At 44.0% G+C, this 16,185-nt stretch carries 18 protein-coding genes; 4 read left to right on the top strand and 14 right to left on the bottom strand.

Going from position 1 to position 16,185, the window contains the following annotated elements:
* Positions 1-84 precede the first annotated feature (84 nt).
* Positions 85-633: a formaldehyde-activating enzyme gene (fae, locus tag QUE24_RS14965; RefSeq protein WP_286304583.1), complete on the bottom strand. Its 549-nt coding sequence runs from the start codon at positions 631-633 to the stop codon at positions 85-87.
* A 130-nt stretch (positions 634-763) separates the two neighbouring features.
* On the opposite strand from fae, the gene QUE24_RS14960 reads away from it, so the two are divergent.
* Both QUE24_RS14960 and QUE24_RS14955 read left to right on the top strand, forming a co-directional pair.
* The gene (locus QUE24_RS14960) at positions 764-1,159 is read left to right on the top strand and encodes a group II truncated hemoglobin (protein ID WP_286304582.1); all 396 of its coding nucleotides are present in this window, start codon (positions 764-766) and stop codon (positions 1,157-1,159) included.
* Positions 1,159-1,908: a competence/damage-inducible protein A gene (locus QUE24_RS14955; protein ID WP_286304581.1), complete on the top strand. Its 750-nt coding sequence runs from the start codon at positions 1,159-1,161 to the stop codon at positions 1,906-1,908. Before QUE24_RS14960 ends, QUE24_RS14955 begins: the two co-directional genes overlap by 1 nt.
* On the opposite strand, the gene QUE24_RS14950 is transcribed toward QUE24_RS14955, so the two are convergent.
* Together QUE24_RS14950 and QUE24_RS14945 are read right to left on the bottom strand one after the other, a co-directional pair.
* Positions 1,890-2,021 (bottom strand): hypothetical protein, encoded by a 132-nt coding sequence (locus tag QUE24_RS14950; protein WP_286306139.1) that lies wholly within the window; start codon positions 2,019-2,021, stop codon positions 1,890-1,892. The two genes, QUE24_RS14955 and QUE24_RS14950, sit on opposite strands and share 19 nt — an antisense overlap.
* Positions 2,003-2,812 carry an AEC family transporter gene (locus tag QUE24_RS14945; protein WP_286304580.1) on the bottom strand — a complete coding sequence of 270 codons (810 nt, stop codon included), beginning with the start codon at positions 2,810-2,812 and terminating at the stop codon, positions 2,003-2,005. The genes QUE24_RS14950 and QUE24_RS14945 overlap by 19 nt, the downstream gene beginning before the upstream one ends.
* A 206-nt stretch (positions 2,813-3,018) precedes the next feature.
* Here QUE24_RS14945 and QUE24_RS14940 point away from each other — a divergent pair, with 206 nt between their 5' ends.
* On the top strand, positions 3,019-4,917 hold the full coding sequence (locus QUE24_RS14940; RefSeq protein WP_286304579.1) for a bifunctional diguanylate cyclase/phosphodiesterase: 1,899 nt from the start codon (positions 3,019-3,021) through the stop codon (positions 4,915-4,917).
* A 14-nt stretch (positions 4,918-4,931) separates the two neighbouring features.
* Positions 4,932-5,603 carry a transglutaminase-like cysteine peptidase gene (locus QUE24_RS14935; protein ID WP_286304578.1) on the top strand — a complete coding sequence of 224 codons (672 nt, stop codon included), beginning with the start codon at positions 4,932-4,934 and terminating at the stop codon, positions 5,601-5,603.
* On the opposite strand, the gene QUE24_RS14930 is transcribed toward QUE24_RS14935, so the two are convergent.
* From QUE24_RS14930 to QUE24_RS14880, 11 genes are all read right to left on the bottom strand, one after another.
* Positions 5,593-5,889 (bottom strand): DUF3240 family protein, encoded by a 297-nt coding sequence (locus tag QUE24_RS14930; protein WP_286304577.1) that lies wholly within the window; start codon positions 5,887-5,889, stop codon positions 5,593-5,595. The two genes, QUE24_RS14935 and QUE24_RS14930, sit on opposite strands and share 11 nt — an antisense overlap.
* Positions 5,886-8,948 (bottom strand): efflux RND transporter permease subunit, encoded by a 3,063-nt coding sequence (locus tag QUE24_RS14925; protein ID WP_286304576.1) that lies wholly within the window; start codon positions 8,946-8,948, stop codon positions 5,886-5,888. Before QUE24_RS14925 ends, QUE24_RS14930 begins: the two co-directional genes overlap by 4 nt.
* 2 nt (positions 8,949-8,950) lie before the next feature.
* The gene (locus QUE24_RS14920; protein WP_286304575.1) at positions 8,951-10,051 is read right to left on the bottom strand and encodes an efflux RND transporter periplasmic adaptor subunit; all 1,101 of its coding nucleotides are present in this window, start codon (positions 10,049-10,051) and stop codon (positions 8,951-8,953) included.
* A gap of 334 nt (positions 10,052-10,385) precedes the next feature.
* Positions 10,386-11,072: a hypothetical protein gene (locus QUE24_RS14915; protein WP_286304574.1), complete on the bottom strand. Its 687-nt coding sequence runs from the start codon at positions 11,070-11,072 to the stop codon at positions 10,386-10,388.
* A complete protein-coding gene (locus tag QUE24_RS14910) occupies positions 11,069-11,848 on the bottom strand; it encodes an FTR1 family protein (RefSeq protein ID WP_286304573.1) in 780 nt (259 codons plus the stop codon). The genes QUE24_RS14915 and QUE24_RS14910 overlap by 4 nt, the downstream gene beginning before the upstream one ends.
* A 5-nt stretch (positions 11,849-11,853) precedes the next feature.
* The gene (locus tag QUE24_RS14905) at positions 11,854-12,177 is read right to left on the bottom strand and encodes a cupredoxin domain-containing protein (protein WP_286304572.1); all 324 of its coding nucleotides are present in this window, start codon (positions 12,175-12,177) and stop codon (positions 11,854-11,856) included.
* Entirely contained in the window at positions 12,170-13,501 is a 1,332-nt protein-coding gene (locus tag QUE24_RS14900; RefSeq protein WP_286304571.1) for a sensor histidine kinase, read from the bottom strand. The genes QUE24_RS14905 and QUE24_RS14900 overlap by 8 nt, the downstream gene beginning before the upstream one ends.
* Entirely contained in the window at positions 13,498-14,157 is a 660-nt protein-coding gene (locus tag QUE24_RS14895; RefSeq protein ID WP_286304570.1) for a response regulator, read from the bottom strand. Before QUE24_RS14895 ends, QUE24_RS14900 begins: the two co-directional genes overlap by 4 nt.
* Entirely contained in the window at positions 14,138-14,803 is a 666-nt protein-coding gene (locus QUE24_RS14890) for a tetratricopeptide repeat protein (protein ID WP_286304569.1), read from the bottom strand. Before QUE24_RS14890 ends, QUE24_RS14895 begins: the two co-directional genes overlap by 20 nt.
* Before the next feature lie 8 nt (positions 14,804-14,811).
* A complete protein-coding gene (locus QUE24_RS14885; RefSeq protein ID WP_286304568.1) occupies positions 14,812-15,597 on the bottom strand; it encodes an SDR family oxidoreductase in 786 nt (261 codons plus the stop codon).
* On the bottom strand, positions 15,585-16,172 hold the full coding sequence (locus QUE24_RS14880; protein ID WP_286304567.1) for an iron-containing redox enzyme family protein: 588 nt from the start codon (positions 16,170-16,172) through the stop codon (positions 15,585-15,587). Before QUE24_RS14880 ends, QUE24_RS14885 begins: the two co-directional genes overlap by 13 nt.
* Positions 16,173-16,185: the final 13 nt, after the last annotated feature.

Genomic DNA, 16,185 nt, shown 5'->3' with positions numbered 1-16,185 from the left:
TAAAAGACAGACCGTTTAAAACTTGAGGCTGTGAATATCTCCTCTTATACAGAGACCACAGCTAACTCATTGAGTTTCCAGTTTTTATTTTTTAGCATCAAGTTCTTTTTGGTAATATTTGTGAACCAATTTATCTTGATTTTCCAATAAATAATCGATGCTTGGCTCGTTATTCATGGCTTTTTCGATAGCACGGCGAGTGGCTTCGCGGTGAATGTTGAATAAAGCTTCGTGATCTAAGTCTTCTACAGTCACGATGCTTGGGTTCAACCATACAGAAACGATGATACCTAAATCATTCGCTTTTTCTTTTGGAATAGTACCGTTACGAACAGCATCTAATACGCCGTTAGCGATAGCGCCTTGAACTGTACCCATCAGAATGTTGGTGTAAGCTGTTTTCTTAACAGTGACTTTACTGACCATTAATGTGGCAGGTTTAACTTGCATGTCAGTGTTCATCAGCGCTAATACGCGTGAGTGACCTTGTACTTGGTCGCCCATCAGGTTAGCGAATGCGGTACCAAATGGACCGTCTAATTCACCGATAACGACTTCTGGCTCAGCCGCTGTAAAAGCAGGACCACCGCCAACCAGTGCTTCACCTGTACGCATGACAATTCTATCGCTCATAGGATAATTCTCCTGTTTATTGCTAAAAGATGGGCCAATTATCCCGGTCTGCGGCCAAGCTCGCAACCTTGATTCGCTTTATCGTCTTGTTCAACAAGGTTAAACTAGTCTTTTTTTGTTGAATTCAATCATGGCTGAAATAGCAACTCCCTACGAACGTATCGGTGGCGAAGCCGGTGTCAGACATCTATGCAAAACTTTTTATGAGGTGATGTGTGAGACGCCTCAAACACAACATATTCGTGATTACCATCCAAAAGACATCAGTATCAGTGAAGAAAAATTATATTTGTTTCTGACTGGCTGGTTGGGTGGCCCGCCTTTATATACTGATAAATACGGTCATCCAAGACTGAGAGCTCGACACTTGCCCTTCTCTATTGGTATCGAAGAACGTGATCAATGGCTTTATTGTATGGCTCAGGCATTAAAATCGATGGATTTAGATCCCTTATTTTCAGAACAGCTGATGGCGTCGTTTGTACAGACAGCCGATTTTATGCGTAATCGTCCAGAGACTGAATAATGAATATTGGCGCGCTAATCATTGGTGATGAAATTCTGAGTGGTAAACGCCAGGATAAGCATTTCGCTCACTTACAATCCGTTCTGGCCAAACGTGATTTGGAATTAAGTTGGACGCTAATTGTTGGTGACGATCCACAGCAATTGGAACGCGCCTTACGCTTTTCAATGAGCAGTCCTGATCTGGTGTTCAGCTTCGGAGGTATTGGTGCCACTCCGGATGATAGAACCCGCCAGACGGCTGCTTTAGTGAAAGGCGTTGAGATCAAACCTCACCCTGATGCAGTCAAAGCAATTGAAGATCAGTTTGGTAAAGATGCCTATCCTAATCGTATTTTGATGGGCCACTTACCTGAAGGTAGCCGCATTATTCCCAATACTATTAATCGCGTGCCGGGTTTTAGTCTGGATAACCATCACTTTATGCCGGGCTTCCCTGAAATGTCCTGGCCCATGCTGGAATGGATTTTAGATACCCATTACCCACACTTACAGGGCTTGCGTCCCAAAGCGGAAAGAATCATTACCATTACGAAAGGGCGTGAGTCAGATTTACTGCCGACAATGAATGAGATTGTCGCCCAATATCCGCAGTTAAAATTATCAAGCTTGCCCAAACTCGGCGATGAGCCTCAAATTGAATTCAGCTTGCGTGGTGACGCTGAACAAATTGAGCAAGCCATGCAACATGTGATTGCGGCCGTTGAAGCAGCCGGCTTTATCTGGTCTGACTACAGGCCGGGTAAATAATGAAACCACAAAGGTAACGTGACAACGCTTAATAAGGTCGTCAATGTGACTGCGGCAGCATAGAGTGGACTATCTAATTGGTAACGTTCACATATCACAACACCAAACACCATAGTCGGCATGGCAGCCAAAAGCACGACGGCCAATGCAATATCCGCAGGCAGTTCGAACCAGCCCCCGTGAAAAACACAGCCACCGGAACTAATAATAAGGTAATCACAGCGACCGGCAATAAAAGCGGTAAATAACGTAGTCTTAAGCTGTCCCAGCGAATACTCATGCCCAAGGCAATCAGCATCAGTGGCACCACACCACCAGATAATGTCGTTAATGTGTGATGAACCAGTTCTGGGCGTGGCACATGCAGCACATTTAATAAAAGCGCGATCACAACCGCCCACAATGGCGGCACCTTGGTGAGTTCTTTTAAGGGATGGACTTTTTGCTGGCCCGCCCTACCGAAATGATGCGCCATTAATATGCCAAAAGTCATCAACGCCGGTGTACAAGCAAATAAGTCATATTGCAGCACAATGGCATTACTCCATGAGCCGAGTACCTGATTAGTGACCGGTAAACCAAGGTAGGTCACATTCGGAAAGATTGCAGCCAGCATCAGCGCGCCTTTTTGTTCAGGCGTGGTTTTGATAAATCGCAATAAACACCACATAACAATGCTTGCTGTTAGCAAACCAGAAAATGCCGTGAGAGAAATTTTAAGAGAGGTCTTATCTATGGGTGCGCCCCAGATGACATCTAACACCAGGGCTGGCAGTAAAATAAAGAAAACCAGATCGGTTAAGGCGCGGCGGTGTGCCAGAGCTGGAATATGCCTTGGTGCCCATTGTTTCCAGGCAAAACCACAGGCAATGAGAAGCCCCATCTGCACTAATACTAATAACATCTGTATCGCCTATAAATGAAACGCTGATCGTAGCAATCTACCTGCTGAAACAAAAGACTTATTGCCCGCGCTGATGATGCTTGCTGTGATGTCGTGGTCAGGGTATTGTTAGCGTTTTGGTGATAATTCATCAGATTCCATCAAGTTAGCCGATATACATCAGGCAGTACTTAAAATGGCCTGAACATCGTAATAAGGAAATCAATATGTCACTTTCTAAGCAGTTGTTAATTCTAATCAGCTTACTTTTTCTGATTGTTTTTTCAGCAAGCTTTGTGATCAGCATGGGCAGTATCCGTGACTATCTCGAAGTTGAATCTGAAATACATATGCAGGATACCGCCACATCGTTGGGTCTCTCACTTAGCCCGCATATGGAAGATGAAAATGATCCGATATTACAAACAATGATGAGCGCCATTTTTGATATGGGTTATTACCGTGAAATGCGTTTAGAAGATATTGATGGTAAAACACTGGTGAGTCTGAAAAATCCAGTCAAAATGGAAGGCGTGCCCCAATGGCTAATCAACTGGTTACCCATGAAGTCTGCCACAGCTTCATCAGAAATCAGCTCTGGCTGGTCAATATCCGGCACACTGTATGTCAGTAGCAACCCTGCTTATGCTTATTTGAAACTCTATAAACAAGCCAAAGAAACCTTATTGTATTCCGTGATTATTTTTGTGGGTGCATTTGCATTACTCATGCTGGTGTTACGGTTTACCTTACAACCACTTAAAGCGATACAAAAACAGGCTAATGAAATTTCTTCCGGTCAATTTACTACGATTGATCGTCTGCCTTGGACCAAAGAGGTCCGCCATGTTGCTCAGTCTATGAACAGTATGTCAGTCAAGATTGGCGATACCATCACTCGACTTAATCAAAGGCTCGATGCCCTGAATGATAATCTCAAACGTGATGGCTTAACCCGATTACTCAATCAAGCCACTTTCACCGCCGACATGAAAAAGCGACTATCAAGCGGCCATACCGGGTATGTGAGTTACATCAAGTTTGTTGATTTAGCCGATATCAGTAAACAAAAAGGGAATCAACTCGCTGATACACTCTTAAAAGATATGGCCCGTATACTGAACAATGCCGTGGCCGGCAATGGTCATGCCTATCGTCTGTATGGTGCCGAGTTTGCCATTATTTATGATGAGTCTGATATCAATCTGATTCAGTCATTTGCTAAAAATCTGCAACAGGCAATGACAGAACTGGCTGAGCATTATGAAGTCGACGATCTGGTTCACATTGGTTTAGTTAAATTTGATCGCACCAGTGAGTTTGAACGTTTAATGCCTGCTTTAATTGAAGCCTATGAGCAGGCCAGTATTATTGGACAAAACGCCTTTTTCATTAAAGATGACTCCATCAGTTCTCTTTCTGAACAAGAATGGAAAGCCGCCATTACCCACGCTATTAATCGTGATACGCCAGAAATCTACTTCACAGCCGAAGCCTATAATTATGATGGTCCTAAGCCTGTCAAAGTGATGCAGGAAGCCTTTAGCTTTGTCAAAGATAAAGCGGGTAACACCCTGTCTGTCGGGACTTTTTTCTCTATGGCACAAGAGTTTGGATTGTCGGAACCTGTGGACCGTTGCATTGTGAACAAAGTCCTACTCAAAATGGAGCAAGATCGTATTAGCTGTCCTGTCAGTATCAACCTGACGATGGACTCAATTGATTCAGCCAGTTTCCATAAATGGCTGGAATCTCGTATCGAGCAGTCCGTTATTTCTGCTGAGTTACTGACTTTTTCTGTCTCGGCCTATGCCGCCACTAAAAACCTCAAAGCCTTTACTAACTTCAGTCGTTTTGTGAAGTCATTGGGTGCAAATAGTCTTATCAAACGTTATTCTGCGGATATTATTGCCATTGATGAGTTACGACATTTGCATCTGGATTACATCAGACTCGCACGTGATTTGACACAGAACATTGGTAGTAACGCCAGTAAACCAGACTTTTTGGAAATCATGCATGAAGTCTCTCGCTTGCTGGATATCAAAGTACTTGCTGAGGCAGTCACAAACGATGAAGATTTTGCGATTGTTAAACAAGCTGGCATCTACGGTATCAGTCGTTAAAGTCTGAGCTATCCATGCTGTTTAAACGCCCTCTGTCGTTATTGCTGATACTGACATGTTTGATATTGTCGTTGCCGCTTGTCGCTGATCTCAATATCAGCACACGTGTGTTAGACAATATTGAGGCGCAATATAATAAATTTGCTCGTCAGCGTGTCGAAGACTGGCAAAAACTGGTGGACGAAAATAAAGACTTACCGGAAGCTGAAAAGCTGGCACTGGTGAATCAATTTTTTAACACCAATGTGTTGTTTATCGATGACATCGATCTCTGGAATAAAAAAGACTACTGGGCAACCCCACTGGAAATGCTATCTATCGGCGGTGGTGACTGTGAAGACTATTCAATAGCCAAATATTTCACCTTGAAAGAGTTGGGTGTTGATGAAGACAAATTACGTATCACCTACGTTAAAGCAAAAGAATTAAATCAAGCTCATATGGTACTGACCTACTTCAAAACAAAACGCTCTGTGCCATTAGTGCTGGATAACTTAATCACTGAAATCAAACCTGCCAGCCAGCGTAACGATTTAACCCCTGTTTATAGTTTCAACGGTACTGGTTTGTGGCTGGCCAAGTCACGCGGCGAAGGCCAACGTGTCGGTGGTTCATCCCGTTTATCTTTATGGCAGGACTTAGAAAAACGTATGCAAAAACAGGCAGAAGAAGCGATTAGCGAATAAGCCCACTTGCTGATAACGGTAATTGCCAGTAATGAATTCCTGATCCTGAAAAATTCGCTGCCAACTCATCAATTATAGTACTAGCTATCGCAGAATCCAGCTCTAACCAGTAAATCAATTGTTGCCGTTGCCCTGCCACCTGCTCGGTAATACTCATAGGGTGTCCAGTACCATGCCCAGACGCTTGTTGTGTAGTAAATCCATCAATGGATGGATGTAATAACAACCAGTCACTTAATGCTGCTTCTAATGTCGGCTTCACAATCAGTGCCAATAAACATGTCATTTTGCGACTCCAAATCGTCTGAATAATAATGGCAATAAAACCAAGGTTAGCAAGGTAGCACTGACCAGACCACCGATAACCACAATGGCTAATGGCCGCTGAATTTCTGAACCAGGCCCGCTGGCAAACAGCAAAGGCACGAGACCGAAGGCAGCAATGGTGGCCGTCATCATCACGGGCCTTAAGCGACGCATCGCGCCCTCTCTGACTACATCATCTACTGCCATACCTGTTTCTAACAGCTCATTAAAGTAACTCACCATTACCACGCCATTTAATACAGCAATACCTAGTAAGGCGATAAAGCCAACAGAAGCTGGTACGGATAAGTATTCACCGGTCAGCCAAAGTGCGGTTATCCCGCCCACCATAGCAAAAGGCACATTACTCATGACCAGTATGGCCTGGCGTAGGGAACGAAAAGTGGAAAACAATAATAAGAAAATTAAAGATAAAGCTACAGGAATGACCACCATTAAGCGTTTAGCTGCTCGCTGTTGATTTTCAAACTGACCGCCCCAGGAAAACTGATAACCACTAGGCAACTTGATGTTTTTTGCTACCGCCGCCTGGGCTTCTTCAACAAAACTCACTAGATCACGATCAGCGACATTTGCTACTACGACCGTCATACGCTGTCCTTGCTCTCGACGAATAGACACAGGTCCTTCAACGCGTCTTAATGTAGCCAGATCAGAAATTTGCACCTGTCTGTTACCGGCGACATTTAATCGTGCATGCGCAAACAAACTAGCCATTTTCTGTAAGTTACGTTCACCTTGAATGACCAGAGGGTATCGTCTGGCCCCTTGATAAATCGTGCCTACCTGACTTCCCTGAACCAGCATGCGCAATTGTGGTAATACATCTTCAACACTTAAGCCTAAACGACCTAGTGTTAACGCATTCAGATCAATTTGATAATACTGCGCCCCATCATTCTGGCTGGTGATGACATCTTCAGCACCTTGAATACCGGAAACGACCTGCACAACCTGTTTCGCTAGCTCATTGAGCGTGTCACCATCTTCACCAAATATTTTGATGGCAAGATCACCTCTGACACCCGTGAGCATTTCTGACACACGCATTTCAATTGGTTGTGTAAACCCGTAATTCAAACCTGGAAATTGTTCCAGAACCTGCCTTATTTTTAGCTTTAAGTCTTCTTTTGTTGCAACTTGCCATTGCTCACGTGGTTTCAGGATTAAAAACATATCTGTTTCGTTTAATCCCATTGGGTCTAACCCGAGTTCATCTGCCCCTGTTCTAGCCACTACGCCAGTAATTTCCGGCACATTTTTTAATAATGTCTGTTGCACGCGTTTATCTAAAGCGACTGACTGCTCCAAGGTGATTGAAGGCAATTTTTCTAATTGCACAATCAAGTCGCCCTCGTCCATCACCGGCATAAAGGCTTTACCCACTTGGGTGTATAAAACGGCAGCAAATGCTAATAACAGTAGCGCTATCACCACCACGCTTTTTGTATGATCCAGAGACCAGGCTAATACAGGTGAATAGAGTCTTTTTAATAGTCTCGGTAACAACGGTTCATCATGAGAGACGTGTTTCAGTAAAAAAGAGGCCAGCACAGGAATCACTGTCAGTGATAAAAGTAAGGAGCCGGCCAGTGCAAATACAATCGTCAAGGCGACGGGAATAAACAGCTTTCCTTCCAGCCCCTGTAAAGTCAGCAATGGCAGAAAAACAATAACGATAATGATGATGCCTGAGGTGACAGGCACCGAGACATTTTTCACTGCACGATAAATCAAATGCAGTCTTGGCAGTACCGCTGACCGAGATTTATCCGATAGTTGTGACACGATGTTTTCAACTACTACCACGGCGGCATCGACCAACATACCGATGGCAATGGTTAAGCCACCCAAACTCATCAAGTTGGCTGATAAACCAAACTGACGCATCATGATAAAAGTAATCATGGCAGATAGTGGTAACACAAGCGCTACCACAATAGCCGCACGGATATCACCTAGGAATAATAGTAAAAACACCAAGACTAATACGACGGCTTCAATCAATGCTTTATTCACGCCATGAATGGCATCAGCGACCAGTTCACCACGGTTGTAAAAGACGTCGATCGTCACATCATCTGGTAATGAGGGTTGTAACTCGGCGAGACGTTTTTCGATACCGGCGACAACCTTCTTGGCATTAGCACCGCGCAAACCCAATACCAGACCTTGAACGGCCTCCCCCTGTCCATTGGCACTGACCGCACCATGACGTGTCAACGAACCAATTCGGCATTCTGCCACTTGTGACAATAAAACGGGTTCATTTGCATCTGACTTAACCACTAAACGTTTTATATCATCCAGATTTTGTAGACTGCCTTGTGCACGAACCAGTAATACCTCTTCGCCTTCATCGATGCGTCCTGCCCCATCATTACGATTATTCATTTCCAATGTGTGCTGGATGTCGGCAAGGCTGATATTTAATGCAGCCAGCTTGGCTAAATCCGGAATAATTTCAAAAGTTTTGACATAACCGCCTAATGAATTCACATCAGCCACACCTTCGACGCTACGCAAGGCTGGTCTGATAACCCAATCCAGTAATTCACGTCGCTGCATTAAATCCAACGTGGGACTGTTTACAGTAAACATGAACATTTCACCTAAAGGTGTCGTTAACGGTGCCAGTCCACCTTGAATATCGGCTGGTAAGGTATCCTTAATGGCTGAAAGACGTTCAGCGACTTGTTGGCGGGCCCAGTAAATATCCGTGCCCTCTTCAAAATCAACGGTAATATCTGTCAGGCCATACTTAACAACCGAACGTAACATGCGTTGTTTGGGGATCCCCAACATCTCAACTTCGACTAAAGCGGTAATGCGGCTTTCCACCTCTTCCGGTGTCATACCAGGCGCTTTGAGGATAATTTTTACCTGTGTTGTCGAGACGTCAGGAAAGGCATCAATCGGTGTATCGTTAAAGGCTTTCCAGCCAAAGCCGATCAGAACAACTACCAGAATCAGCATCACCAGACGCTGCGTCAATGAAAAACGGATAAGACCATCCATGTCTATTCTCCTACTGCTTGCCAGGCAGATTTAAGTGAGGACACGCCTTCTTCTACCACATAGCCTGTACTTAAGAATTCATCTGATACAGTCACTTTATTGTCTGTTTGAGAAATGATATGAACAGGGCGCAGACTGATGGATTGACCATCAAAATAAAAGATATGGGTTATGCCATCGATACGTAATATGGCTTTGTAGGGAATCTCATAAAGCACAGAACTGTTATTTTGCACAAAACAAACCTGTACAAATTCGCCAGGTGTCAGTAAATCGGCATTTTCGGCCGTTTCAGCTCGTACTAAAACACCCTGATCAATATCATGAACTTGCCTACCGACTGTCATAACAGCAGCTGAGACATCTCTGTCGCACACCACCACTTTTGTGCCAGTATTAATGTTACTGGCGATGGCAAGTGGTACATGGATTTCCAACCAGAGCGTTGATAAATCGGCCACTTCATATAAAACATCTGATGCCATTACCCGTTGGCCAATCACCGCATTTTGTGCCATGACCACACCATCACTGGCGGCGCGAACGTGTAAGTGGCTGTCCATGGTTTGTTGTTGCTTTAATGTTTTAATGGCTTCTAATGGCATTCCAGCTAGCTGCAGCGTTTTAATTTGACTATCAACCAGTGTTTTTTGCTGTTGGTAGCGTGTTTTGGCATCCAGATAACGACGCTCGGCAATAATGCCTTCATTAAATAATTGTTTATCACGCTGCATCTCGGTCAGTAATTGCGATAACAAGCCCTCAGCCTGTAAATATTGGGTTTGTAGCGTCAACAAGGCTGGACTATTAAGTGTGGCCAGCACTTGACCTGCCTTAACAACATCGCCTTCAGCTACTAACATTTGGGTGACGACACCTTCCTGACTGGTATGAACAATATGGCGGTTCGCATTAGGCACAGACACTTTGGCGGGATAATGATGACTTTTAGTTTCAGAAACGGATACCGCAGCCTGATATGACACCCCAAGATTGTCCATTTGGGTTTTATCCAGCTGCAAACTTTGCGCATATGCAGGGATCGATGATAAACCCAGAGTCATCGTCATCAATAAGGGGCGCAATATATTACTAAACATCATGTTTTCCTGAATAAAAGAGAGATGAAATAAGCGTAAAGACCAAAGAGTGTATGTGGGGAGCCAGAGCTTGTATGGTCGTTATTAGATAGCCGAATAGATGGCAGTTTTGAGGAAAAAACACAGGTGATTTTTTCAAACGGAAAGTCAAAACTGTGTTTGTCAGATGTGGTATTTGAAGATGTGTGTTGATAAGGCTTGCCAGCCCACTGTCTATCTCGATCGGGTGTTTTATTATCCCTGTTTGCATCACTTGGCTCTACTCTCATGAGATAGTCGTCATATTAGTGATGGCTTATTAACAAAACCTTAAATGATTAACAAAACTTTACATTGACTAAAATTCAAACTCAGTCAGAAAACGTAATGTGGCATCAGGGGACTGTTTGCCCACACCAAATAATACCCCGGTTTCCCAGTGAAGTTTTTTTCCTGCAGAAAAGCGAATATCGCCCAGTGCAACCGGACCAATAGCACGAGTTTCATCACCAGCATAATATTCGACAGCAGGTTCAAAGCTGGGGGATAAACGATAACGAGCTTGCATGCCTAAGGCTGTTTCAAGCTCTTCCTCAATATCATCACCCCACTCGTATTCTAACCACAGATTCGCAGCGCCTACCCATCTACCCCATTGTTTTTCCATGAGTAGTCCAGTAGCTGCTTCCCATTGATCACGAATATTGGATTTTTCAAGCTCGGTGACCAGTCCCCAGTCTATCGAGTACTCTCCCTGCTCGCTTAGTTGCCACTTTGCTTCGAGTTCATAGCTATGCAAACGAAAATTATCGTTTTCTTCACTCGCGGTAAGATAGCCTTCAACATAGAGTCGATCAGACAATGACTGCCCATAACTGAGTTTTTGTAAACTGTCGCCTTCAGCGCTAATCATCCGCCACTCGACTTCTTTTTCTAATGGCTGCACATAGGGATGGTAGATTTTATCAATGGATGAACCATCAGCCTGCACCAGGAGAGGCGTAAGAAATAAAGCACTAGCAATGGTGATTAAACGGTATTTCATGAGTTTCGGTCTCGCTTTATAAAGCTGAACATCGCCACACAAAACAAGGTAGCCATACTGAAAAGGTAGGCAATAACCTGACTAATTTGAGGGGTGGCTTCATAGCCTACTAATGCAAACAGAAGTTGCCCGGCCACAGAATGTTCATCAATGATATTAGAGCTATTCCAGATAGGTTCTGATGAGGTGAATAGATCTGCCTGAATCAGGAACTCTATCGCTTGTGACATTAAGCTTCCCGCCACAAATAACAATAATAGATAGCCAACCCACACACCATGTCGGGGGATAAGGTTCACAATAAAATAATAAATGAACACCCCCACACTGACACCCAGACCGGCGCCAACCGCACCGCCCATTAATACTGGCCCTAGTAAATCCGGTACGCCAAAGAATCCAGTGATAAATAACAACACTTCAGAACCTTCGCGCATCATAGCCAAAATAACGGTGCTCATGATGGCCAGAATGGTCAAAACTCGACAACGTCTGTCATTTTGGTGAGGCACCACATGGACAAAAATGAGCAAGGCTATAAAAATCAGAATATTTATCGAGGCATTGACAAGCTCCTGCCCAATACCACCAAAAGCCATTGATACATGACGAATCGTTAGCGCATAAATAACGCCGCTTATCAGCCCCAGGATTAATGCCAATAACATCCATTTTAAACTGCGATTCAAAATCTGACTCAGCGCCAGAAATACACTAATAATTAATGAGGCTTCTAACACCTCGCGCAAAACAATCACTACTGCATTCAGTAACACGTCATTTACTCCGCTATGACCTTGCCTTGTGCCGTTTTAGGGAAAAATTCGCCAAAGAACGGATACACACCGGCCGGAAGTGGACCAATAAAGATGAATGCCTGACTATTGCCTGCAATTACCTTCTCCCGGTTTAGTTCATAACTTTCAAACTCTTCAGCTGTCGGATCCATATTTTTCACCAACAGTTTGACTTTGGTATTGGCAGGGATTTTGACTTCATCGGGAAAGAAAAGATGATCACGAATTTCGATTTCAATCACGGGAGGGCCAGCCAACACCGGCATTACCAAAAACGATAAGCATAAAAACAAACCAACTCTACGCATAATTGACTGCTCTCAGAGGAAATATGACATCAACCTTTAATCCATGGCCCCAAGCAGATGTCCCCAACTGAATGTGGGCATGATGTAAATCAACAATATGTTTAACAATAGTCAAGCCAAGTCCACAGCCAATGACACCACTATTGTGCTGATCACCATGCAGGCGATAAAAACGTTCAAATACACGCTGATACTGTTCTTCAGGTATGCCTGGGCCAGAATCTTCGACACGAAGTAACACCCCTTCTTCATGACGCCTCACCACCACATGAATACGACCTTTCTCCGGTGTGTATTTATTCGCATTATTTAGTAAATTGCTTATCAGCGTTTCCAGTGCAAACACATTACCTTCGATGATGTGTGACTCCCCATCCATTTCTATCTCTTGCTGTTTAGACTCAAAAGCATGATAACTTCGAGCGATAAGTGATTGAACTAATTTAAATAAATCCACACTCTCAAACTTGACTGCCGCCTGATCGGGTGATGTTCGGTATAAAGCAAGAATCTGTTCGATAAGATGTCCCATACGTTCAACACCATCACGCAATAAGATGATGTCTTCGTCATCATTACCCAATCTTGCTCGCAAATTATGTAAATGCACTTTGAGCACGCTGACGGGGGTACGTAACTCATGTGCCGCATCGGCTGAGAAACGCTGTTCTCGGTCAAAAGCCTCTGCCAAACGCAATAACAGACTGTTCGTATTATTCACCACAGTCGTTAATTCTTTTGGCACACGCTCCAGTTCGATAGGCCGGAGATCATCTGCTCTTCTCTCACTCAATTGGCTGGCAAAGGTGTTGAGCGGTTTAAGGCCAATCCCTACTGCAAACCAGATAATTAATGCGGCTACAGGTATTGCCATCACAATAGGCAGTAACGATTCCATCACCACATCTTCAGCAAGCATATAACGAATATCGATACGCTCGGCTACTACGATCCATCGCTGTAAAACCTTGTCACGGTATACATAATTTCGCCAGCGATAGCTACCAAAATTCGTATTCTGAAACCCTTCATCAAGGTCGCTAAGTACTCTATCGGGTGCATTTTCCGAACGTGTTAGCAAAGCCCCTTTATCATCAATTATCTGAAAAAAGGTATAAGGCGTTTGCTGATTGGTAACGGTTGCTTTACCAAGCTGACGCGAGTTGGCAGAGGCAATCAAAATCGCTGTACTTTCTAAGCGGGAATCAAACAATGTTTGTGCTTTATGCATGCTTGATTGGTAGCCATGCAATAACGATACAAAGTTTACCAGCGTTATTGTGGCCAATAACGCCAATAATAAATACAGACGAATAGACTTCATTGCGTTTTAATTGTGTAACCAACACCACGCACGGTTGTGATGAAGTTCTCAGGGAGTTTCTTTCTTAAATGATGAATGTGGACTTCAATCGCATTACTGGCGATTTCCTCTCCCCAGCTGTAAAGCTTACTTTCCATGCTATCGCGGGTCTGCACTCGGCCAACATTCTCCATCAGCATTTTTAACAGCATGTATTCACGACGGAAAAAGTCGACATTCTCACCGTTAACTTTCACCTGCTGGGCACGAGTATCGATGGACACATTGCCTACGGTCAGATCAGCATGTTTCAGGCTACTGAGCCTGCGTTCCAGTACACGCAGGCGCGCAAGTAACTCATCCATTTCAAACGGTTTGGCCAGATAATCATCTGCGCCACTATCGAGCCCTGCGACTTTATCCTGAATAGAGTTACGTGCCGTTAAAATTAATACCGGTAATTCAGCATTACGCCGTCGAATTTGTTTCAGGACTTCATTACCGTCCATATCTGGCAGGCCCAGATCCAACACCACAATATCCGGCTCAGAAGAAGCAATACTATTAATGGCTTGCTTACCTTCACTCAAATGATTAACGATAAAACCTTCGTTTTTCAGGCTGGTTTGTAAGCCTTTTGCGAGTGAAACATCATCTTCAATGAGTAATACCTGCATGTTGTTCATTCCCTAGTTTGTATCTGACCTGCTGTAAGGCTTTTTCGATTTCTTGCTGTCTTCCTTCATCTGCAAGGGGTCTAGTTAGTCTGGCAGGTGCTTGTTGAGCTTTTAACAGATAAGTTTCTGCTTCTTCATACTGGTTACTATCTATTAAATACTGTGCATAGAAAAAATTACTATCTATGCCCGTTGGATTGATGGTCAAGGCTTTTTTCAACATCACTTCGGCTTTGTCATCATCGCCAAACCCAATAGGCCAACCAGGCACTTTTGCATACAAGGTTCCAAGGCTGGTATAAGCCGAACCGTCCAGTGCTGTATCATCTAGTTTCATCGCCTGTTCAAGGTCTGCTTTTGCGGCTTTGGCAAGTGATAAAGCGCCAAGACCACCTTTGGCACCGGCATAACTTGATTCAATAATGCCACGCCAGATATGTGATTCCGCCGCATCTGGATATTGCTTCACCACGCTATTCGCTTTTTCAACCAAGCTTTCAAAGGCTTTTTCTTGTGCATCACCCGTTAAAGTGTAATTCACTTTAGCCCAGTCATGCTGCAAATCAGCAACGCTTTGCATCACATCGGCACTGACAGGTAGACTCACCAGCCCCAGAATCATTGAGAATATATACGCTTTCATCATTTTCTCCATTAAAAATAACGTTTTATGATAGGTAGTTGTTTGATAATTGATTTATCAACAATGCCTGGCAGGATACTGTTGATTCTGACAAACAGTTTTTCAGGCCAGCCAAAATAATGTCTTCGTTTATCCGTAAGCAAAAAGTCGACAATGGCATTCGCTACTTGCTCAGGGCTGTCCATCGCACTGCCTAATGCTTTGTTCAGTTCATTGACATTGTCGTTATTAAGCGCTGTTTTTGTGGCACGAGGTGCAAAGTAACGCACATCCACTCCGCTGCCAGCCAGTTCACGATGAAGGGCTTCACTAAAACCCCGCAAGCCAAACTTGGTAGCACAATAGACGCTATAACCGGGCATGCCGATACTTCCCAGAATAGAGCCAACATTGACGATGGTTGATGGTGCATTTTTTTCCAGTAAAGGAATAAAATCGCGTGTCAGTGCAATCTGTGAACTCAGATTAATTGTTAACATCCGTTCAATATCATTATCTGAATGATCAGTGATGGCAGCAAAACGGTTGATACCCGCCAGATTAATGATCATTTGCAGCGGATAAGGCAGATTTTCACAATAATCCACCAGTGACTGGCGCTGCGTTGTCTTGCTAACGTCAACTACAAAGTCGTCATGCTTTTCGCCTAAGCTGACGTTCAGTTCAGTTAATTTGTCTGCATTAACATCCGTCAATATCAGCTTAGCCCCCTGTTCGTGTAATGCCTTAGCTAACTTTTGCCCGATACCACCGGCTGCACCGGTAATCAGAATGGTGACATCTCTCAGACTCTGCATGGCATCTTCTCTTCAGTCAGGCTACGGAAGATATTGCCGTAGAGATAATAAAAGCGTTTGGCACTGTGAATAATGAGATCTTGTTCGGCGGTATCGGTGATTTGATTCATCAGACCTTCGAAGAATTTGACATGATCCTGATCCAGCGCCCCATGTGATCGCAGATAACTAAAGGCTTTAGTCGGTAAACCTAGTGCATTTTGAATACTTTCTGCGGCTTTATCCGCTGTGGTGATACTAGTGCCTTCCAAGACATGTACCATGCCAAAAAAACCTAGTGGATTGATGCGATGTACCATGTCATAAGCATAGGCGACCATCATTTCTGTCTGCAGATTTGGTTGACTGTGTCTGACCGCTTCTTTATCAGCACCACAGGCGGCGATATCGTTCAGTATCCACTCCTGATGGCCTAATTCTTCTTCAATATATTCAGCCACCGCATTACGTAGCCATTCTTTTTGTTCAGGTAAGGCACCACCGACACTCATCAGAAGTGGCACGGTATGTTTAACGTGATGATAGGCCTGCGTCAGAAAGTTAATATAAAGCTCGGTAGTGATATCGCCTGTCATCGCTTTGGCAATG

Origin of the sequence: Methylophaga marina, from assembly GCF_030296755.1 — a bacterium.
In the GTDB taxonomy this organism is placed as follows: domain Bacteria; phylum Pseudomonadota; class Gammaproteobacteria; order Nitrosococcales; family Methylophagaceae; genus Methylophaga; species Methylophaga marina.
This window is presented reverse-complemented; position numbering and strand designations above follow the sequence as displayed.